The organism is Dyadobacter bucti, assembly GCF_005869225.1.
Taxonomy (GTDB): Bacteria; Bacteroidota; Bacteroidia; order Cytophagales; family Spirosomataceae; genus Dyadobacter; species Dyadobacter bucti.
The window spans coordinates 24295-45773 of record NZ_SWFP01000012.1 but is presented as its reverse complement, the minus strand read 5'-3'; the positions used below and the strand labels follow the sequence as shown (position 1 = coordinate 45773).

Annotated in this window: 15 protein-coding genes and 1 pseudogene; 4 read left to right on the top strand and 12 right to left on the bottom strand. The window is 45.8% G+C overall.

Going from position 1 to position 21479, the window contains the following annotated elements; translation table 11 throughout:
* Positions 1 to 139: 139 nt before the first annotated feature.
* The 11 genes from FBF61_RS29655 to FBF61_RS29605 form a co-directional block, all read right to left on the bottom strand.
* Entirely contained in the window at positions 140 to 2176 is a 2037-nt protein-coding gene (locus tag FBF61_RS29655) for a glucosidase family protein (protein WP_138484387.1), read from the bottom strand.
* Complete coding sequence (locus FBF61_RS29650; protein ID WP_138484385.1) at positions 2176 to 3213, bottom strand: SGNH/GDSL hydrolase family protein; 1038 nt, start codon at positions 3211 to 3213, stop codon at positions 2176 to 2178. The genes FBF61_RS29655 and FBF61_RS29650 overlap by 1 nt, the downstream gene beginning before the upstream one ends.
* Positions 3214 to 3241: 28 nt before the next feature.
* A complete protein-coding gene (locus FBF61_RS29645) occupies positions 3242 to 4048 on the bottom strand; it encodes a 3-keto-disaccharide hydrolase (protein WP_229215281.1) in 807 nt (268 codons plus the stop codon).
* 60 nt (positions 4049 to 4108) lie between these two features.
* Complete coding sequence (locus FBF61_RS29640; protein WP_138484383.1) at positions 4109 to 5590, bottom strand: right-handed parallel beta-helix repeat-containing protein; 1482 nt, start codon at positions 5588 to 5590, stop codon at positions 4109 to 4111.
* Positions 5591 to 5615: 25 nt separating this feature from the next.
* Entirely contained in the window at positions 5616 to 6581 is a 966-nt protein-coding gene (locus tag FBF61_RS29635) for a hypothetical protein (RefSeq protein ID WP_138484381.1), read from the bottom strand.
* Positions 6574 to 8187 carry a RagB/SusD family nutrient uptake outer membrane protein gene (locus FBF61_RS29630; protein WP_138484379.1) on the bottom strand — a complete coding sequence of 538 codons (1614 nt, stop codon included), beginning with the start codon at positions 8185 to 8187 and terminating at the stop codon, positions 6574 to 6576. Before FBF61_RS29630 ends, FBF61_RS29635 begins: the two co-directional genes overlap by 8 nt.
* A 19-nt stretch (positions 8188 to 8206) precedes the next feature.
* Entirely contained in the window at positions 8207 to 11779 is a 3573-nt protein-coding gene (locus tag FBF61_RS29625; protein WP_138484377.1) for a TonB-dependent receptor, read from the bottom strand.
* Positions 11780 to 11950: 171 nt separating this feature from the next.
* A complete protein-coding gene (locus tag FBF61_RS29620; RefSeq protein ID WP_138484375.1) occupies positions 11951 to 13195 on the bottom strand; it encodes a FecR family protein in 1245 nt (414 codons plus the stop codon).
* Positions 13196 to 13291: 96 nt separating this feature from the next.
* Positions 13292 to 13897, bottom strand: coding sequence for an RNA polymerase sigma factor (locus tag FBF61_RS29615; protein ID WP_138484373.1), 606 nt, complete (start codon positions 13895 to 13897; stop codon positions 13292 to 13294).
* Positions 13898 to 14242: 345 nt separating this feature from the next.
* Complete coding sequence (locus tag FBF61_RS29610) at positions 14243 to 14467, bottom strand: hypothetical protein (RefSeq protein WP_138484371.1); 225 nt, start codon at positions 14465 to 14467, stop codon at positions 14243 to 14245.
* Positions 14468 to 14594: 127 nt separating this feature from the next.
* On the bottom strand, positions 14595 to 14879 hold the full coding sequence (locus FBF61_RS29605; RefSeq protein ID WP_138484369.1) for a hypothetical protein: 285 nt from the start codon (positions 14877 to 14879) through the stop codon (positions 14595 to 14597).
* Positions 14880 to 15110: 231 nt separating this feature from the next.
* Here FBF61_RS29605 and FBF61_RS29600 point away from each other — a divergent pair.
* The 3 genes and pseudogenes from FBF61_RS29600 to FBF61_RS29590 form a co-directional block, all read left to right on the top strand.
* Positions 15111 to 15863, top strand: a pseudogene (locus FBF61_RS29600) (IS5 family transposase); the annotation flags it as partial.
* A gap of 499 nt (positions 15864 to 16362) precedes the next feature.
* On the top strand, positions 16363 to 17022 hold the full coding sequence (locus tag FBF61_RS29595) for a hypothetical protein (RefSeq protein WP_138484365.1): 660 nt from the start codon (positions 16363 to 16365) through the stop codon (positions 17020 to 17022).
* Positions 17023 to 17131: 109 nt separating this feature from the next.
* Positions 17132 to 17554 carry a hypothetical protein gene (locus tag FBF61_RS29590; RefSeq protein WP_138484363.1) on the top strand — a complete coding sequence of 141 codons (423 nt, stop codon included), beginning with the start codon at positions 17132 to 17134 and terminating at the stop codon, positions 17552 to 17554.
* Between the two features lie 450 nt (positions 17555 to 18004).
* Here FBF61_RS29590 and FBF61_RS29585 read toward each other — a convergent pair whose 3' ends face one another.
* Complete coding sequence (locus FBF61_RS29585) at positions 18005 to 18559, bottom strand: hypothetical protein (RefSeq protein WP_138484361.1); 555 nt, start codon at positions 18557 to 18559, stop codon at positions 18005 to 18007.
* 1268 nt (positions 18560 to 19827) lie between these two features.
* Between FBF61_RS29585 and FBF61_RS29580 the strand changes: the two genes are divergently transcribed.
* On the top strand, positions 19828 to 21228 hold the full coding sequence (locus FBF61_RS29580) for a glycoside hydrolase family 28 protein (RefSeq protein WP_138484359.1): 1401 nt from the start codon (positions 19828 to 19830) through the stop codon (positions 21226 to 21228).
* Positions 21229 to 21479 lie beyond the last annotated feature (251 nt).

Genomic DNA, 21479 nt, shown 5'->3' with positions numbered 1-21479 from the left:
CCCTTCCCTCAGCCTGACTTGCCCTGGTTGGAAGCAAAGTTTGTAGCTCGGGCAAGTTTAGACAGGATCTGCTCGTACACCGCGGCAACCTCCGATCAATTATGAATTGCGGCTGACAATCAGCGCCAGGATACTTTCGCTACCGCAGCAAGAATGCAACTCTGTTATGATTTTTGCCAATTGTATTTACAATCAACTTCTCACCTTTGTATATTTTTGTAATTACCTTATTATCCTCTCCGAGTTCCAGTTGTATTGACACAATGGAGTCACCGAGGTGGAGATTACTGAGCGCCAATTTTGGCAATTGCTGGCTTAGTTGCGGAGTGATGTTAAATGAGGAGTATCCGGTTTGTTCAAGTCCCAGCACGCCTTCCAGAAAGATCCTGCAATACAATGCACTCTCCGCAGACAAATGCCGCATATCGTTTTCTGGATAAGCTTCGACAGCATACGGTACATGATCGCCTAAAAGCCGTGTCCGAGAGAATGCGACCAGCTTTTCAAGGGATTTGTCAAGGATACCTGCTTTGAATAGCCCGCGAAACATGTACAGGGTACCCCGGTCCCAGAACACATCCTGGCCTTTTTTGTCCGGGTCGAGTTCCACCAGGATGCCATTTTCTGTCCACAGTTTATCGAGCAGGGCTATTGCGGTCGCCTTGGCGCGGGTGTTGATCCCCACGGCCAAAGGCAGGCAGATCCAATGTCTGAGCCGCTCGCTCCCGTCATAGTACCGGTAAGTATCAAGTCCCTCAATAGTATAACCGAAATGACTTTCAATGCTTTTTTCCAGATCCCGCCGACGCTGCTCATACTGTTTTGACAAGCTCTTGTATCCCAGCTCTTTTGCCAAGACTGCGCCATATTCTAAGCCTCCATAATAGAGCGAACTGGTCGCCAGATTGGCATCTCCCGTAGGAATTCTTCCCTCCATTTCGTCTGTTTGTGAGCGTACAACTCCTTGTTCGTTCAGCTTGTTGTGACAGTAAGCAAGCGACCATTCAATTAGCGGCCACAATTCTTTTGCTGCCTCCCGGTCTCCCGTGCGCAGCAGATATAGCGATGTTCCGTATGCTATCATAGCCGCGTCACCCCGATCTTTATTGGAAGACTGGATATCGCCTTCGATCTCGAAAGAATAGGGAATCGGATTACTTCCTGCCGGTATATTTTGCAAGAATTTCCGATAGGCATTCCGAGCAGCAACAATGCCTTTCTCATATCCTAAAAAAGGAAAAAAAGGGCCGCTGTACTCAACCTGATCATTCGCCCAAACTCCGAGGTAGTAATTGCCGCCGCCCGGCGAATGCACAATCCCCATTTTGGAATTAAAAATATTTTCGGCAGCCCGGATTTTTGAAAAATAAAATAGTCTGTCGAGTACAGGATTACCAGTTTCCAGAACAAGGTTTTCGCGCATCGATTGAAGAAACTCGTCCCGTTCCATCACAGCCTTTTTGTAGCTTAACCCTTCGGTCGTCTCGTCGTCGATGGCCGCTGCAAAGTATAACCCAAAGCTGTACGATTTGCCCGCCGCTAAATCAACATGCTCGCTGGCATCGCTGTAAACGTGCTTTTGATAAGTGCCTTTGTATCCGTCGAGGGTCGTTTTATAGGCTGTGTTGCCCGTTTTTAATCGCTTATCATCTCTACCAACATTCGTTAGTGTCCATTGTTCAACAAACAGCCTTTCCGTCATCGAAGGGAGCAATGTCCGGGTAAGCCTGATATCGTTGACGGGTGTGTGATAAATAATCAGTTTCCCTTGTATTCCTAGCGAGTCAACTTCTTCAAATACAATCGTTTGCTGGCCATCGGTAATACTTGGCTCAATTTCTGATCCGTAGGTTTGACGGAGGTAAGCCCGGTACTTTTGCCAGCTTACACCATTGGTCCTGTCGTACGTCCGCAACTGCGGGTAAATAATATCGCGTTGAAGGGTAAGCTGACGCCTTTTATTGATCGTATAATGGATAATTCCGGAAACATTGCTTCCCGACATTTCTATATGATCACCATGGGGAAGCCGCTGCTCGTTGCTTACATTCCAGACAATACCGCCGTCAGCCGCTATTTTCCAGAAATCGGAGGCGGGCGGCGATTGTGCAAATCCCGGGATAGAGGCGATATACGGTACAAATAATATCGCGATGCTTCTGATAGATTTAATCATCACCAGTTTTTCAGTTTTTTGATATAAGGGAGTAAAGCATCTGCCATTTGCTGATGTTCTTTCAGGTTCTGGTGCCAATCGCTGCCATTGGCGTCAACGGTGCCGAAATCAAGATAATGTACTCTCTTGTCGGTATTCTTAAATTGAGCCTGAACCGAGCGCACATACGATTGAAAGGCCAAACTACGATCACCCGGCAAGTTGGGGCCGGCTGCACAAATGATATCGGTTTCAGGATATTGGCTCCGTAGCTTTTTTACAAAAGCAATGTAAGTATTGACAAAAAGAGCACTATCAAGCGTTTTAACAAGATCATTCGCTCCAAGCTCGATGACAACTATATCGGGCTGATTAGCTGAATAATCCCATTGCGCATTGCTCCCAGCTACAATCTCGTCGTACAATTTCGGCTGAACGATACCTTTATTACCATCATACGATTGGAGCATTCCAATGCCTGATCTGCATATAGCCACGTAATTTGCATCCAACTTTCTGGCTACCAGCGCACCATAAACCAGGTCCGCATTTTGAGTTTCATATTTGAAATGTTCTTCCCGGCTTTTGCCTTCGTTTCCATAGCCGCAAGTCAATGAGTTGCCTATGAACTCAATCGTCCTGGTAAGTCGCGGCAATGGATACAATGTTTTTCCAGAATCAATAATAAATCCGTCAAAAGTGGTATTGCCGCCGTGTGACTCTGTACGCCGGGTGATTGTAATGCGATGCGCTTTGTCGGGAAGGTTGCGGGCAAGCAGGTAAATGCCGGAAGAATCCGCTGATTCAAATTTGAAAAGCTGATCGTCAATCCGGACGTTGAACCAATTTCGCAAACTGTCGTCTTTCATTTTAATAGCAATGGAAGTCCCGGTAAAACCGGCACCGATCGTACAACCGGAATACATAAAGCGTGGCTTAGCCCGATCCGAAAAATCAAACCTTCCCGTATAGCTGATCGATTTGTCGTCGGCGCGGACCAGCTGTATAGGTTCTGCACAATATTGAAGGAACAGCGGAAATAGAAAGAGCAGGATCATTACTGATGTACATTAAGAAAATTAGCGTTTAGTTTAGCTTTTTTACCCAGATATTACGAACGGAAACCTTCGTAATTGCTTCTATTTCAATTCCAAAATATCCTGCTTCATTGTTGGACGACTTTGGATCATCGTCGATCATTACAGCCATCAGCTGCCCATTCACAATATGAAGGAACATGCCGCCACGCGCAATTACCGTGTACTGATTCCAGTCGTTTGGTTTGACCAGCTTTACCAGCGTTTCACTACTTGCTATGGTCCCCATCAGGCGTTTTCGTTTGTCTGCAAAACCTTCCACAACCTGCCCTCGCCAGGCCAGTATCCGCATCGGTGTATTTTCCGAATAAAACTGTCCCGTCCAGGGTTCACTGGGCCAGAAATCCGCCTGCGGGCCGGTCAGCATCCAGTCCAGGTTTACCGGCCCGACGTTTTTTGTCACCTCGGGCGATATGGAAGCCAGCCACGGCACACCTGATTTGCTGCGATATTGCATCCCGCTTCCCCCATTGCCGGCCACCTTGATCTCAAATTTCAGGGTAAAATCTTTGGCCTTCATTCCCCGGTACACAATGTAATTGTTGCCACTTGGGTTTTCGGGTGTCGATTCACCCACGATGGAACCTTCCTCCACCCGCCAGAATTTCGGGTTGCCGTCCCAGTCTTCCAGATCCTTTCCATTAAAAATCGATACATAGCCTTTATGGTCATTGAAATCAATGGGAGCTGGTTGTGTAAAACCCCATTGAGCCCCGATTTCAGCATCAGATTTGATTTGCTGACCGAAAGCAGCGCCGAGCGGCAGCAGTAATAGCATTGATAATACAGTTCGCATAAGAGGTTTTTAAACATTGATATAAAAAATAAATACATTCTGACGTGTACGGTCATCGGATTATCTTTCAGTTCCCGAAGGGTAATTTGGTTGGTAATTGTCGATATGAATCACGGGAGGAAAATTTTCTTTCCACCAAAAATTTTCCCTTGTTGTCCCTTTCGGAAATGCACCTAAATAGTTGCCGGCTGCATCCCTTGCTGGAGAATCTTCTTTCAGCCTGAAATCACCTTCTTCCGGATTTTCAAAGTGTGGATCAGCAAGGATTGCATGGGTGCCGGTCGTGGAGTAAACGCTGTCTTTTAGCCAGGCATGCAGGTAAATCGGGAATTCGGATTTATTAGTATCCTGGATCAAATTGCGACTGATATCAATTTGCTGCTGGCTCGCCCACCTATCAACCATCTTGCTCGTATGCCCTATTTCAAAAGGAAAGTTCCGGGCGAAAATGTTATTCTGGATGCGCAGGTTTTTAAGTTTGGTCGAATACAAATAACAGCCTCCGCTCAGCCAGTACTGTGGATCGCCGGCAAAGTTCTTGCCCCAGCCATTCCGATAGAACGTATTGTTATATACGTCCACTTCTTCACGCAAATTGTCCGCGCCCCATTTGGAAAAGAAAATCCCGGTAGCGCGATTATTATAAATCAGGTTATGATGGATTTTAAGATTTTTGGTATTAGGCCCGTCCTCGGATGAAACGGCAATGCCGGATTCACAGCCGTGCACCACATTCCTGTACATTTCGATGTGCTCGAGCTGACCGAACCACGCGTCAATATATAACCCCTGGCGCTTGCAATCGTGTACATAATTATGGTGGACCGTGCCAAAAGCAGCAGTTTCTTTTACATCTATGCCTTCTTTTACACAGTTGTATACATGGTTCCAAGCTACCTCGAAGTGGTGCGAGCCGGCTACACTAATTGCCTCATGCGGCGCTTCGTGCCCCTTATAAGGCGTCCAGCTCATTTTCATATCATTAGCGTTGATAACCGTATTACCCAAAATACGAATGTATTCACAGCGCTGCCAAGAGGCGATCCCCGGGGACAGACTGTTTTCGGAAGTACAATTGATCACGTCGATGTACCGGCTTTCCTGAATATTGATCCCCGAACGGTGCGAGTTGCGCACATGAACATTAATTAGTCTGATATGAGCTGCATTCTCGATCTGGATCAAACCATTGTTGCGCGGATAAATGCCGCTGTCTGGAATATTGATTTTTAATCCGTCAAGAACGACTTTGGCGCCTTTATCTCCACGAATCGTAACCCAGCGTTCTGCGCTGCCTTTGGCCGTAATTGTAACAGGTGCTGTCAGATTGTACAAACCGTCAAGCAAGGTAACTGTCTTGCCTGGTCCCAGCCCGTCGACCGCTTTTTGAATAGAACGCAGCGGCTTGTTTCTTGTTCCGGCGTTGGAGTCACTGCCCGAAGGTGAAACAAATACCTCCTGGGGCGGGGCAGTGGCTTTAAGCCTGGAAGCGGTTAATGTTGTTATTAAAAATAGGATAGCAATCAGGCGTGGTATATACATAGGATCATTTCAATTAAAATAAACATCACTTGCGCTTCGTTTCCCGGTAACCGACGACGGTTTGCCAGGCAAGTCTTTGCAGGATAGCGGCCATTTTACTGGACAGTTTCACAAAAGGCCGGCCATCCAGGTGCTGCAATTCTCCGGGAAGTCCGACCGGACTTTTTTCAAATAAAACAGCGTAATGTATGCAGGCGGCAAAATAGCGTAAGGTGTCGTTTACATGGATGTCGTCCGTAAACATCTCTTTGATGGAACCAATGCCCGGCACATCCCCCCTGTCAATAGCATCCGACAGCAGGCCCAGGCCCTGGCCCACCGGAATGAGTTGCATGCGCTGCCGGGGGTTCTTGCTATTGAACTGGTTGACGACAGATTCCCACATAGGCAGATCATTTTTCAACCGCTTACGGAATGGGGCCGCATCCTTGTCATGCGCGCAGCCGGTAGGCGTGCCGCTATTGATACAATGCCAAACCTCATACAGATACGGTTTGATTTCCGGGTTGTATTTCCGGGCATATTGATAAATACTATCCACATACGGATACGTATGCTGCACGACATTCCCCCAGCCTTCACTATAATAGCGCGGGACGCTTTCGGTCATTACCAAATGCGTGTATCGACCTGAGGGAAGCCCGTCCCGCTGATCAAAAAACGGGCCTAAATGAGCGCTTTTGTCAATATCAGCATTGTTAAATATCCGCATCATTTCCAGATCGGTATGCTCTGATAAATCCCGGCCTTCGCTCACTACGAACTGATTCCACTGGTGTCGTAACGGAGCACCACTGCTGCGTTGATGTGTAAAGCTGAAAGTGTCTGCGCGGGTACTTTTGGCCATTCCCCATAACATCTCAGGAATACCGTCGCTCAGGCTGTGACCCAGGTATGCAGCCTTGATCACCTTTTTCTTCGGTGGATCGGAATGGGCTATGGATGACATCCCGAAGAATGGCACCCATAATAGAAGAATTATTTTATTCATAACCTGGATTGTTACCGGCTGCTACCATCAGCGGATTGGTATTCATTTCCCGCTGTGGAATCGGAAATAGTAAATGCCTGGGTAGCTGAAACTCAAAGTTCGCTTCATCATAATTATAGCCAAAGTCGCGGGCAGTCCAGGTCGAAAGATCTATGAAGCTAGCCGCATGCCAGCTCCGCAGGTCTGTCCAACGGATACCTTCCTCGGCAGCAAGTTCAACAAATCGTTCATTCATAATGTTCTGCATGGTGATAGCCGTGCGATTGGCTGGCGCGGTCGACACTTTACCATCTTCTGTGGAGCGCCGTGCGCGGGCACGAATGTCGTTTACCTGTACAAGGGCCGCAGCTGCATTGCCAGTCTGCAAGTAAGCCTCAGCGGCCAGAAGCTTAATATCAGCATAACGGATCAGGCGGGTGTTGTTGGTAGATGATATACCCCAGATCTTCTCAAACCAGCATCGACCGGGATACACATATTTCATCAACTGATAACCATCGAACTTATCCCAGGCAGGCGCCTTCACCTCTGTATTGCCCGAGACATTCGTGGTAAAATTGGCAAAAGTGTACTCTTTTCTTGGATCACCGTTGTCATATGCGTTCATTAATTTTTTTGTAGGACCGTAAATGCCCGAAACGTAGTTACCCCAGTGGCTTGTGCTATAATGGTACATCGCGCCCATCTGCCCGGCCCCGCCGCCAAAATTATTATCAAGCCACGCATTGTCCTGGTCAGTCGCATGGCTTGCCTGCAGTTCGAAGAGCGACTCGGCATTGTTCTCATGCTTGTAATCAAAGTTTTCCGCGAAATGCACCAGCTGGCGGGTTGTTATTTTCTCAAACGCTGCAATTGCTTTCTGGTAGTCGCCCGCATTGGCCTTGTTGTACCTGGCGCGCAGCGTGTAGCATTTTACCAGAAGCCCGTACGCGCTTTCATTAAAGACCCTGCCTCGCTCCGTTTCTGTTTTCCAGTATGATGCGTCAGGCAGCAGTGTAGCGGCCAGTTCCAGATCTTCGATCGCTTTGTCAAGCATTTCAAATTCCTGAGTAGGCGGCAGTATCGCGTCCGCAATGGTACGGATACGCGTGTCCTGGAGCGGCGCCTTTCTGAAAAAATCCCACAAACGATGGAACGCCCATGCACGCAGAAAAAGCACCTCTCCCCTGTTGACTTCGTTTAAGCCAGACGTACGATAAACGGCCTTCACAGGTTCCTCTTCTAGTTTTTCCAGCATAAAATTGCAACGGTAAATGATCTGGTACAGCCGCGTCCAAAGCATGTTCACTTCGCCGTTTGCGCTATTGAGCCCCGCAAATGCTTCCATCGCCCCGCGACCGGCATCCTGATGGGTAATGTCATCCCCTGGCAAAAGCAGAATTTGGTGAGAGCCGCCGCCGTCGTTGAGCAGCGGACCGTACAGATTGTAAAATCCGGCGTAACAAGCGCCTACACCTTCCTGAACACGAAGTTCAGATTCGAAATACTCGCTTTCCAATTCGGCCGTAGGCTTGATGTCAAGCTGGTTTGCGCACGAGTTCAACAGCAGAAGCAGTAGTGCCGCGACGATCAGGGTCAGGTTATAATGTTTATATCGTGTCATCATGATATCATTCTGTTAAGGTTTAAAACTTCACTGTCAATCCGACAAAAAAAGTACGCGGCACCGGGTAGTTATTGTTTTCCGGATCCAGTCCCGTGTAAGGTGTCATCGTGAAAAGATTTGACGCCCCTGCATAAATCCGGGCTGTCTGGAAGTATTTCTTCCCCGCATCAGAACCTAACTGGGGGATCGTATAGCCCAGCTGCACATTTTGAAGCCGCAGATAAGCAGCGCTTTCAAAGAAAAAATCGGAGCTGCGAAGGTTCTGTACAGGATCACCGAAGACCAGCCGCGGATGTGTTGTAGAGCGGTTTTCTGGTGTCCAGGCGTTATACACCTCGCGCGTGACGTTATCTCCTTCGGTAGCCATAAAAGTCCCGGCTTTGATTCCATTATATTTCACTACATCACCAACGCCCGTAAACTGTATGTTGAAGTCGAAACCCTTATAACTGGCGTTCCCATTAATCCCGTAGAAAAATCCGGGAATCGATTTGCCTACATATACCATATCATAAGAATCGATCCGTCCGTCGGCGCCTTCTGAGTAAAATTCATTTTCATTTTTGGGAGCACCTCTGAGATCCTGAAAATAAAAGTCACCTGCGCCCACGCGTGACCGTTGATAGTTTACGTCCTCATAACGCGAGAGCCACTGCTGTGCTTCCTCGTCGCTCTGGAAAACCCCACCTACCTTGTATGCGCGGTGGTAAAACATCGAGTAACCCTGCTCAACAGTCCCTCCGGAAGTTGGGATTCCCTTGTAAGTTTCCAACACGCGGTTGGCTGTCGTGGTAAGGTTACCACCTACGCCATAGCGAAAATTACCCAATTGCTGCTGCCAGTTCAGGTTGAATTCAAAGCCCTGGTTTTCTACTTTCGCCACGTTGGCTACCGGCGTTTCAATCACACCCACACTGGAAGGAAGGTCAATGGCCTGCAAAATGCCGTGGGTTTTCTTATAGTAGTATTCCGCAGAAAATTCTAGCCCCTTAAATAGTTGTGCATCAAAACCGATGTTGAATGTTTCTGTCCGTTCCCAGGTAAGGTCGCGGTTTGGTATACCGAAGATGGTCGCCCCCTCGTAGAAAACGCCGGAGGAAGGACGGTCGGGCTGGCTGCTGTTACCCATTGCATAATGGGGATTTCGGGAAATAGCTGACAGATACGCCATATCGCGGACCTCCTGATTACCCAACTGTCCCCAGCCTGCGCGCAGCTTCAAATCAGATAGCCAGGAAACAGATTCTAAAAAAGATTCACTTTTAAGTCGCCAGGCGGCCGAAACAGAAGGAAACGTTCCCCACCGGTTTTCAGGCGCAAAGCGGGCACTTCCATCGCGACGCACTGTCGCATCGAGGTAATACTTGGATGCGTAATTGTAACTCGCGCGGAACAGGTAACCCTGCAATGCCCATCGCATTTGTTCGCTTCCTACGGAAGTATAGGCGCGCTCTCCTCCTAGTACCCGCAAATAATCCTTTTTGGTGGTCATGTACTCACTGCCAGCAAATTTATACATCGCATCGTACTTCTGGTCAGAGAAATTGAAAAGCAAATCCAGGTTATGGTCGCCGAAGGAGTTGGCATAGTTGACCATCAGCTCCTTCATCAGATTATTGTTGATCACATCCCGCTCCTGGTAAGAGCCCACTGACTTCCCTCCTCCCCTGGCCCGCGGATCTCCAGCAGTATAATCGAACACATTGGCGTCGTAGTCCGAAAACTGGGAGCGCGTAGTAACGTACCGATCAAGGCTTAGGGTTCCTTTTACGGTGAGGTGTTTCAAAGGGGTCAGCTCTACGTACATGTTACCGATGTTGCGCCATGAGTCGTAAGAAACATCATTGGAATTCATGCGGCCCACTTCATTGATACGGGTTCCCTGCCCGTACAATTTCTGGTTTGAATAGGTGCCGTCCTGCTGGATCCCTCCTACTACGTTCGCATATCCATTGTAGCTGGGAATGCCAGGCCCTGCATAAATAGGCTGCCAGGGAGCACTCCTGATCACATCGAAATAGCTATAAACCCCATCACGCCCGGATGCATTCACAAGGCGGTAGTTAATGCCAGTTTTCAGCCAGTCTTTGATCTTTGAGTTTAACTTAAACGAGCCGGAATAGCGTTTCAACTGATTGATCAGAATCGTACCCTGTGTATTTGCATAACCCACCGAAACATTATAGTCCGTATTTTCATTGCCACCCGAAACCCGAACCGAATAATCCTGGATCGCTGCGTTTTTGTTCCGAACGGCATCTTGCCAATTGTAAGTCGGCGAATTACCCAGGTACCTGTCGCTGGCCGGATCAAAGCGGCCAATATTATCTTCCATTGGCAGGCGGTCCGGGTCCGTCGCAAAAATGCCTTGAACGAAGGATGTATATTCTGGCGTGGTAAGCAAGTCAAATTCCTGAGTCAGGTTTTGTACCCCTAGTCTGGTGCTGAAATCAACCGACATGGTCCCTTTCCTTCCTGTTTTCGTAGTGATCAGAACAACGCCATTCGCAGCGCGCACCCCATAAATAGCGGCAGCAGATGCATCTTTCAACACAGAAATGGATTCAATGTCGTTGGGATTGATCATTGACATAATATTGATGGGACCGCGAACATCAGCGATACGGGCATTTTCACCTTCAATACCGGCCCCCATTTCGGTAACTGGAATACCATCAATCACAAAAAGTGGATCAGAGACGCCCCAGGTATTAGTACCACGAATACGGATCGTCGGACGCATCATGGGGTCACCAGAATTACCCGACACCTGAACGCCGCTCATAGTACCCTGCATAGCCATCTCGGGTGTCATCGACACCGATTTATCAATGGTTTCCGCACTAATACGCGAGATAGCGGTGGTAACATCTTTTGCAGAACGCGATCCATATCCGATTACAACCACTTCGCTCAGCTCGCTGGTGGAGGCGGCCATGGTAACGTCGATGATGCTCGCTGCGCCAATTTCCTTTTCCTGAGGCGAATAGCCGACCATTGTAAATGCAAGCACCGTTGTACCGTCAGGCACACTGAGGCTGTATTTTCCATTCACATCCGTAGCTGCTCCCGCCGAAGTTCCCTTTGCTAGCACAGTTACACCAGGCAAAGCGCCGCCTTCCGCATCAGTCACGGTGCCGGAAACATTCCGCTCTGTTGGGGCGATGGGCTGTACTTCCACGGGCAAATTTACAGGTACCCGGCGAAGTGATTCAAGCCTTGGACTTATTAAAATCGTCTTGTCTTCGATTTTATATGTAAAAGGCTGGTTTGAAAAAAGTCTGGAAAGAAATTGCTCCAAAGGCATATTCTTGGCGGCGACCGTAACTGGTCCGCTTTTCCGAAGCTCTTTATAATTGTAGAGCACCACATAGCCGCTTTGCTGCTCGATAGAGCGAAAAACATCTACGATCGAAGCACCTTTCGCGTTTAACGTGATGCTTTGTGAATAGCTGTGGGCATGCAACTTCAGGCATGCGAGCAATAGAATACAAAATACCTTCATCATCATAAAGGTGCGCCACGATAGGGTTGTACGGGTGGATAACCGGCCGGACAGGCCGTAGCTTTCCAGCCTTCGTTTTTTATTCATAACTTTGAAAAACTAAGGTTTACATTTTGTGAATGGTACGATGTTCGCGATGGGGACCAGCGGTATGTGGCAGGGTAAGTGGTTTCGACACTTCCCTGCTTTTTTTTACCGTCTCAGGTCAAGGATTAAAAAGACGTTTTGCTCATCATGATGCTGCGGTTAAGTTGATAATTACAATTTTCTATCCTTCGGTATATGCAATACAAGTGTGCGGTCAGGCCGGATTTCTGATTTGATTTGAAAATCTTTTTCCAAAAATTCAAGAAACGTCGCTAACCGGACGCCCCGGCTCATTTTACCTCCCAGGTATGCCGTAGGCTTGGGACCTTCGTAAGTCACCTTCACATCATACCACCTTTCGATCTGCTTCATCGCTTCTTCTATATTCAAGCCATGGAAGTCAAAAAGCCCATTTTTCCAGGCGATGGCAGTCGTAGGGTCAACTTGAAAAACAGCGACTGTACGACCGTTGTCCCCGATAACGCTTTGCTGACCTGGCTCCAATACCTTTTCATTTCGTGAGACGACATCGTCGGACTTGACATTGACACGCACCGATCCGGTCAGCAGGGTCGTTTTACTAAGATTTTCATTGGTGTAGGCATTAATATTGAACGATGTGCCCAGAACCGTTACACGCTGAATTTCTGTATTGACGATAAATGGTTTGGCGGCATCTTTAGTAACCTCGAAGTATGCCTCTCCGCGAAGCGTAACCTCGCGCTTGCCGCCACTGAATGCGCCAGGATATGTAATAGAACTCGAAGCGTTCAGCCAAACCCGGCTTCCATCAGGCAGCATGACTTGATATTGTCCGCCATTTGGCGTGGCAAGTGTGAGAAGCTCAATATTAGAAGAGTACGTTTTGTCGGTTTCAGTCGAATCCAGGACTTCGGTACCGTCCAGGTAACGAATGTGTTTGCCGACGGTAATGCCCTGCTGACTATTACTCAAATCGAGCTTGCGGCCGTCGGCCAGGGTAAGCGTTGCCCGGTTTCCTCCCGCCAGGATTTGTCTTGCGGTAACATTTGCTATCTCTTTTCTGGGTTTGTTTGCCTGCCGGAAATGGTCACCTAACCATAGGACCAGCAGGATACCCGCAGCAGCGGCCGCAGCGGCCGTTCTCCACCAAACCCAGTGAACGGTTGGCTTTGAAACCTCGTCAGGCTGATCATCTTCGTATGAGGATGCGCGAACCTTCGACAGCAGTGAAGGATATAACTGATCCACACGGATGTCTACAAATTCGGAGTTCAGCAGGTTCGAATCCTTTCCTAATGCCTCAATCACCGCATCCCTGAACTCCGTATCATCAAGCGTAGAGAGCGCGGCAAGCAATTTGTCGAATTCTTCCCGGCTTGTCCTGTCCAAAAGGTAAGCATTCAGCAGCCTTTCTATATCTTCGCGATTGCCCAAATAGCGTTACAATTATGTTCGTTTTAGGGCTTATACGAACGTTCGGCGGAAACACACTATCGGTTAAAGGCAGTTTTTCAATAAAAGAATACAAATTTAGATATCCTGAAAAATGGACATGAATAAAATGATTGAGGAAGATTGCCGTCCAGCCGCCCGGATTACGTACGCTTTAATTTCTTTGATCGCTTTCACCAGCTGGTTGCTGACTGTGGAAACTGATATCCCCATCAGGTTGGCAACCTCCTGATAGCTCCTGTCCTCTAGCTTGCAAAAAATGAGGATCTGCTTACGTTTGGGAGGTAATTGATCTATTGCATCTGATATGAGCTGATAATCATCTTTTGCAATAAAAACGTCTTCCGACGGAAGACAAAAACTGATATAACTTGCCCAGAGCTCTTGCTGAAGATTTTTGTCACGGCTGATTTTTCGAAAGGCATCAATAGCCCGGTTGTCGGCCATCCGATACAAGTAAGTGCGAAAGCCACGGTCGGGTTCGATTCGCGTACGATGCTCCCAAAGCTTCAGGAATACATCTTGCAGAATTTCTTCTGTAATGGCAACATTTTTTAATAAGCGTAGTAGCCTATGATAAAGTCCTGGTGCGCACAGCCGGTAAATAGCAGCGAACGCAGCCTCGTCTCCTTCCCTCAAACCTTGAAGTAAATCGGCATCTATCTCCGGCAGCGAACCTGTCATAATTATAACTTTTTCTCAAAATTATATATTTTTTATTTCTCTGGCAGCTTTTTCATAGAGAAGGTATGTTGCAAAAAATTATCATTGTACCACAGTACATCTGAGTACCGCAGCCCCCTATCGGGGTTGTTGCGTTTATTTAAAAGATAGCACCAAAATCACTTACCAAAGCAACATATCATATTGGTATAAACACGGTCATAGTCCTATATAGCTCCCTGTTCCGGCATGCGAGTTGACCTGCCAAGCTGACTTACCATAGCAATTGGTTGTCGGGAATGCTACATGTAAGGTGTATTAAGACAGTACTTATTCCGATTTAAAAGTCGTTACCTTGTTGCCCTTTTAAAAATGTAGCGAAAGTACGCCATCATCAAACTGATATTTGACCAACTTGTTCAGGTTGTAAGACTCGCTGCCCACATGGATAAATTCGTGGCCAAAAGCAAATTTCTCACTTTCCCAAACAAGTTTGTTGTCAATAAACCTGCTTATCTGAACTTTAAGAACTTGTTTGCCGGATATCAATTCCTGAAGCACTTCTGCAACCCCTTTACCGTAATTGTCCATTATTCAAAAAACTCAATAGCAATATTCGCTGCCGCAATATTATTATAAATATTGGTTGATAGGGAAAAGCGGCCAGAATAGTCCCTCGAAATAAACCAAACGGTAGGCTTTAAAAACGACAGTGAGCTCATCGCCGGTCCAAAGAGAACTGCTGCTTTGCGGCGAGCTCGGTCAGTAATGGTGTGAACATCTGCTGAATTTCAACTAAAAGGCTTGATCTTGGCTGCTCGTCCCGCAATGTTGCGTAAAACCATCTAAGCGCCCTAAGGTAATTACGCTGCATGTTCACAATTTCCTTCCCACTAGCCTGCAAAGATAGGTCTGCCGACTCAGCATTCGCTATTTCCTTCATAAGCGCAGCACACATGTCCACCCAGTTCAACCCCTGTAAACGGGAGATGGCCTTGTTCAAATCAAATAAGTTTCTTGCTGTTGAGTAATCGATTTTCATGTCAAGCATCTGGGACGATATTTCACCAAAGATGATTTTCCTCAGATTTCTAATCAATGACTACGACATAAGAGCGTGTTTGGGAATTGTTAGGAAAGGGGATCGTACCATCTTTGCAGTGACCAAACGTTAAAGAGTTGATTAAACAGTACAGTAGACTGACGGCACGGGTCGCCCCGCGATCCCCAGTGGGCTGCAATTTCGAGGTTTTTAGATTTAAAAAGAAAGAGAAAGCATGATTTAAGGACGATAATGGATGCTCTGTTATACATTGTTCGCACAGGCTGTCACGGGGTCGCCCGGCGATGGAGAAATCTACCACCTTGCTTTCCCAAATGGCAGTCGGTTTATTGGTACTTTAACCAGTGGAAAAGGAATAATGTGCTTGCCGAAATCAACGTTTTCCTAAATCAATTGGATAGAATGGCAAATAAGAAAGATAGGAATCCATCTGCCTTTTGCATTGACAGCCAGAGTGTTAAACTTTCTCCTATGGTTTTTGAAAAGCGAGGGCTCGATGCAAACAAAAAAGTGAACGGTCCCAAAAGACAACTACTGGTCGACACAGATGGCAGAATATGGTTTGTTCACGTCCATGCTGCAAACGAGGCTGATGGTAATGCTGCTTTGAATTTCTCGGCGGATATCCTGTGCCAGAACGAAAGCCTGGAAAAGATATACGGTGATCAGGCTTACAACGGAGTCTTTGCCCGGAAAATGAAAGAATTCAATATTAAATTTGAGAAAGCCTCTCGCCCAGAATCTGCAAAGGGGTTTGTACCAGTAGCCAAAAGGTGGGTTGTCGAACGATCAATTGCATGGACTAACTTTTTCCGTAGAATCGTGAAAGATTACGAATATACAGTATCTTCTTCGGTCGCATGGATCATTCTTGCCAACATTCAACTGATGTTACAACGAACATCGCTTGCTGTCAAAATATAATTCCCAAACACATTCTAAAGCGAATTACGGTGATCAACAGCTACGAATTTTCCACATTATTACCAATCATGTATTAGATAACCGATTGCCATTTATTTAACCTGGTCAATTTAAGCCGAAATGATTTGTCTTTAATTTCCGAATTGCAGATCCCGCAAGGGAGAGTGCGGAAACGTTGCAATTTCCCGAACTTGTTAACGTATAACTAGTCCATATCGAAAGGCCTCATTGATTTTTCGTTTAAGGCTCAGATATTAAATGTAATGTTTCACAAAGTTTATTTAGTAAAAATCGCCACAAACGTTTATCGAGCCACGTCGATAATGCAGGATTCAATTGAAGCACGCCGCCAACTTTAAATGCGTGGCAAAAATCAATTGATTGCTTCAATCACGCGGAAAATTCCATTCGCGTTTCATAGCCCAACCAGATAGTTTTGACCCAGTCGAATGAGCAAATTCCATTCGGTAAGCTTAAAAAAACCAAAACATCAAAAGTTATGAAAGATTCACTGACTCCCGTAACGACACTTGTCTTCGGCTGCTTACTCCTATTGTTCTCCTGCAACAATGATAATCAAGCAGTCAATCCTGCCGCTTCCAACTTCGCCAAAGAAAATCAGGTTCAAAAAAACCTCAAAACCAACGCATCGCTTGCCTTCGATATAACGGCATGTAATATGCTTATTAAGCTTTTCAATCCACCAGCATATGCAAGGTACGTGATAAGTAACGGTTTTTTTGGAACGAATTTTCGAACATTCGGAGTTCGACATAATAACGTTCCAGACTACAATTTCGTTGATATTGTGAATTTCGAATACTCTGGCAAAAATTTTGGGAAAGGGGGTGTAGCGAAGCTTTACCGAATCAGAAGAAGCGACGGGTTGTTCTTAACGCAGTATGACTACGCAAACCTAAGTTATAAACCAAGAAGCACATCTACTACGTCCGAAAAATCACAACTATGGATCATACGCGATCTTGGGAATAAGAAATACAAATTAATCTTGCCAACTTTAGCAACTGGATGCGAAGTCGCCGGAGTAAATCATGACGGTGATACGTACAGATTCGTGTCTATACCATCCAACCTGACATACGCAGATCAAGCATTCGGTTTAGAACCGTACCTTAAACTTCCCACGAATCCGAATTAAACCCTAGGTGGGTCAGTCATCCATAATATTATGGTGCCTATTAGGTGATCCAATACCTTATTCTTGAATCTCCATCATTCTCATTTATCACAATTTAGTCATTTTTGTCATGGCAACAATTTCAAATTTAGTCTTGAACATAGAACGGCGTAACGACCCCAGCGCTCAAAGCAAGCGGACTGCCGAAGTGTCCTTTACCATCAATTTCGATGTTTATGAGCAACTGGCCGATGCTTATTTTAAGGTCGAGGCAGGTATGCTAACCACCACTGGCGCTCCCGGACATGCAATTGGTAGTTTACGGATTGTCCGTGCGACTCAACCAAATGTCCAAATGACCTTCATTAAACAATTTACTAGATCACAGTTGGACGAAGATCGGGACTTTAGGATTGAGAACGGGGGCCCGGTATTTGACGAAGATTTGGACGAATGGAAAGCCCGTGTCAAAGTTACTCCATTCGTATTCTCCGCAATAGAGGCATTTTCCGCCCCTGAAATAGGAAGTTGGGGATTAAAAGGCAGCGACTAATAACCGTTTGCCTCAAAAGTTTAGGGCAAATGTAATTTTTAAAAAATCAATGAGGAATTTAGTAGAGCCTTGCAGTTGGAGCTGCCAGGCTCTACTTCGCGATGAACAATATGCTCCTCAAAATTCTTGGTGGTTCATTGAGCATTTCGCTAAATGAACCGGAATGTTAGAAATTGTAAAAAAACGGATGGACTTGACCAAGGATTGGCGCTTAGGAAGTCAGGTACTTTCGATCAGCTTTTCCTACTCACTTCATCATAAATCCAACGACATTCTAAGGCCTAGATGGGTCAACCAATGCTAGCGTGAGCTACCCATCACTTACCAAAGCAACATAACGTATTGTTATACAACAAAATATTATTTGGTCGATATGCTATATTGCTCATAAATCCAAACCCATGGCACTATATCTAGTTACCTTACTTGTTTCACAGAAAGTGTCAATACTCAATTTTGAGGGCTGCACAGGCACTTATAATCAATTATATAATCATGAAATCTCTCACCATGAGTCAATCGACCGCCGATCGGTGCAGAAACAAATGCATTCCAATTTTGAGAGGGGATTCCGCAATACGCATATTCTTTTGTTTCTAAGCCGTAACGGTCTGAAACCATTTCTGCAATGACGAAATAATTATTGTTCATTTGATATATTTTGACTGATCTAAGCCAATCTGTACCCGGCATATCGATTGACACTAAAGTGGCTTTAAATGAACCTCGTGATTTAATCATAACTAAAAGATTATCACATGACATAAGATCGGAAGCATTGGAAAGTTCCAACTCTTGATTAGCACGTCGCAATTGCTCTTCACTTCTCCTATTCATTTCCAAGAGAATTTGCAGCTCTCTGTCCTTTTGTTTTCTTAAAGCCTCATAGTCGACTCGAGGCATAGTTGCTCTCATCAACGCACTGCTGCTATTATAGTTTTTCTTTGTTTGGGCGTGACCCAGATATGGTATAGCTAGACAAGAAATTAGTAAAAGTAGCTTCATAAGAAAGTTTACAGGTAATAAATGTACTTCAGTTTAGCAATACATATAATATTTATCCCTTATCATAGAAGCACAATCTTGGTTGCCCCTACTTTTTTGAGCGATGTTTCAACAAACTCCAGACTAACCGCAAAGATTGCTTCATTTCCCATACGGGGTTAAATTAAAAGTTAGTACAAAAAGCGCCACGGGTTTCGCGTAGCAAAATTGACAGGGTATAGATGAGCTGTATTAAAATTCTCAGCGCCATCTTGGGTTAGATTAAAAGATTGTACGGCAGCGGCCGCCGCATAAATGACCACCAGCCTTGTCCTGTTTGATTTTTTCTTTTTCATCAGCTCCTATCTTCACGTTCAAACATTAATAAAAAGTCTTTCAAAAACCTGGACCGACTTTGGAGGGGAAGGCCAGATCGGGTGCACAGCAACCGGCGATTGTTTAACAATTGTACTTGGATAGTGCCCAAACACAGGTTGGCCATTTCGGATGGGCTTATTCCCTATATCTTTTGTACCGGTACGGGGCACAATGGCAAGAATCTGGCTTTTATGCTGCCAAAGTCATCCAGGCCTTTCCACATTTGAAAGAGCAAGTCCCTTCGCCCTATTTCCCTGCACTTTCTCTGGAACCAGAATCGTATCTATCGATGGCGGTTCATAGAGCATTTTGCAGTATGGTTCGGGTTGGTGGAGCTTAATAGTCAAAAAACGACAGGCATTGATCACCCTTTGATGCTACGAAAGTCACCTATTTTCGACCAGCTATTTTATATCAATTTACCATCAATACCCATAAGATCGACATAGCGTCTGTTATTTCAGACAAAAAATACGTTACCTGTATTCTTTTCTTCCCTTTGGTCCACTTGTCAACCTTTCCCGCTCGTGACTGCCAGAAGTGTCAAAAGGCACCAACGTTTCGTGCGACTACAATTGACCCGATCCGTCCTGAAAGTGTTGGCGCATAAGATTTGAATTAACTTCAGATTGTTATATGTAGTCAAACTAACTGAGACAAAAGCTAAGAGTTTTACTTGAAAAATCCTTCCGGTTGTTTGAACAGGAGAACAGCCCCGCCGCCCGTTCAAACCACTCCGAACCCCGCCTTTTCTGCCGGCCATTTCGCCTAACCAATTTGCATGTTCCATCGATTTGAAAAAGATTTATTGCTAGCTGCTAATTAATCTTCTCGTTATCTGATTATTAACAAATTTTTAACCTATCTCCCGTAGTTTGCGGGCTCAATTAGTCGATAACTTTTTAGCACTTATGACTCGGACATTATTTCTTTTCGCCTTCCTGATCGGATATTCGCTCACCAGCGATGCACAACGGAAAAACACCGGCACGGACTTTAATATCGCAGACTATGGCGCAATCGGTGACGGTAAAACGCTGAACACTCGGGCGATAAACAAAACGATCGAAGCGTGCTCCAAAAGTGGCGGCGGTACAGTGCACGTTCCGGCCGGCAGGTTTTTGACCGGGACTGTACATTTAAAAAGCAATATCACTTTGCATCTTGAACATGATGCAACGATCATCGGAACGGCGGATCTGCAGCATTATCAGGGATCAAATTTAAAAAAAGAAGATCCGGAAAAACCGATCAATATCGACGTCAAAGACATTTACAGCTGGACCCGCGCACTGATCATGCTGGAAAACGCTGAGAATGTTACCATCGCGGGAACAGGAACAATTGACGGCGCGCTAGTCCCAAAGCCCGAGCGGAATGTGCATGGCATTATGATTATCAGCTCCAAAAATGTCACGATTTCGGATATCCGTGTAACCAGGGCTGCCAACTGGAGTATTGTGGGGCTTTATGTGGAGGAATTTAAAGTTACCAATGTAACCATCACCGACGGTTACGACGGCATCCATGTGCGTCACGGCAAAAACCTGGTGATCGACAATTGTAAATTTTATTGCCGGGACGATGCGATAGCTGGCGGATACTGGGAAAATACACTCATTACAGAATGTCTGATTAACAGCGCCTGCAACGGGATCCGCATCATTTTACCTACAACAAACCTGGAAATAAAGGCGTGTGATATCATTGGGCCGGGTGTATTCGGCCATTTTCGTGGTTCGGTCAATAATCCCCTGACAACGAATACACTTACGGGTATTATTTTTCAGCCGGGTGCCTGGGGACTTGGTAAAGGGAAGTCGGAAAAGATCTATATCCATGACATTAAAATAAAGGACGTGCAAACTGCGATGACGTTTGTTTTAAATGAGGGGAACACTGCAAATGACATCCTGGTCGAACGTGTGAAAGCATCGGGGATCTATAACAATGCCTGTTCGGTGGAGACCTGGGCGAAAGGAAGCAGCTATGAAAATATCAGGTTTAAAGACATTGATATATCATATAAGGTTACCGCTCCGGAGTTTATAAATGTCAAAAACTTTGAGCGTCCGCGCACCGAATCAAGGCCGCTGCCTTACTGGGGTTTTTATATCCGCAATGTAAACAACATCGGGTTCGAGAATGTGAAACTGGATTACAGCGGCGCAGAAGCCCGGCCTGCGTTTGGTTTTGATCAGGTGAAAACAGCGGTTTTGAAAAATGTAAAATACAAAGCAGTTCCCGGTGTAGAACCGCTAAAATATACTGAAACCACTTCCGTAAAACTGATCGGTTCGGGGCCAATGTAAGCTTAATTATCAGGTGTTGTTTTGGAGCAGCCGGATTGTACGTTGTGTACGATCCGGCTATTTTTATGATGATTCCGGGAACAGAATGGACGGAAAAGCGGATCCTGACAGGCGCCTTCATCACATTACCCGATCTGAAATTGTACTTAAAAATAAATTTATTGTCTTTTTAAGTTATAGTTAATCAGCCGTTTGTGAAATAATTTCTTAAAATTTTCATGTATTCACCCTTTTTTAACTTTTTATTAACT

Coding starts and splice junctions, on each gene's coding strand:
- FBF61_RS29615 (WP_138484373.1), bottom strand. CDS start 13,897: ATGACAGGTTCGCTGCCGGAGATAGATGCCGATTTACTTCAAGGTTTG.
- FBF61_RS29610 (WP_138484371.1), bottom strand. CDS start 14,467: ATGGACAATTACGGTAAAGGGGTTGCAGAAGTGCTTCAGGAATTGATA.
- FBF61_RS29590 (WP_138484363.1), top strand. CDS start 17,132: ATGGCAACAATTTCAAATTTAGTCTTGAACATAGAACGGCGTAACGAC.
- FBF61_RS29645 (WP_229215281.1), bottom strand. CDS start 4,048: ATGCGAACTGTATTATCAATGCTATTACTGCTGCCGCTCGGCGCTGCT.
- FBF61_RS29630 (WP_138484379.1), bottom strand. CDS start 8,187: ATGATGACACGATATAAACATTATAACCTGACCCTGATCGTCGCGGCA.
- FBF61_RS29585 (WP_138484361.1), bottom strand. CDS start 18,559: ATGAAGCTACTTTTACTAATTTCTTGTCTAGCTATACCATATCTGGGT.
- FBF61_RS29650 (WP_138484385.1), bottom strand. CDS start 3,213: ATGATCCTGCTCTTTCTATTTCCGCTGTTCCTTCAATATTGTGCAGAA.
- FBF61_RS29580 (WP_138484359.1), top strand. CDS start 19,828: ATGACTCGGACATTATTTCTTTTCGCCTTCCTGATCGGATATTCGCTC.
- FBF61_RS29655 (WP_138484387.1), bottom strand. CDS start 2,176: ATGATTAAATCTATCAGAAGCATCGCGATATTATTTGTACCGTATATC.
- FBF61_RS29625 (WP_138484377.1), bottom strand. CDS start 11,779: ATGAATAAAAAACGAAGGCTGGAAAGCTACGGCCTGTCCGGCCGGTTA.
- FBF61_RS29595 (WP_138484365.1), top strand. CDS start 16,363: ATGAAAGATTCACTGACTCCCGTAACGACACTTGTCTTCGGCTGCTTA.
- FBF61_RS29640 (WP_138484383.1), bottom strand. CDS start 5,590: ATGTATATACCACGCCTGATTGCTATCCTATTTTTAATAACAACATTA.
- FBF61_RS29635 (WP_138484381.1), bottom strand. CDS start 6,581: ATGAATAAAATAATTCTTCTATTATGGGTGCCATTCTTCGGGATGTCA.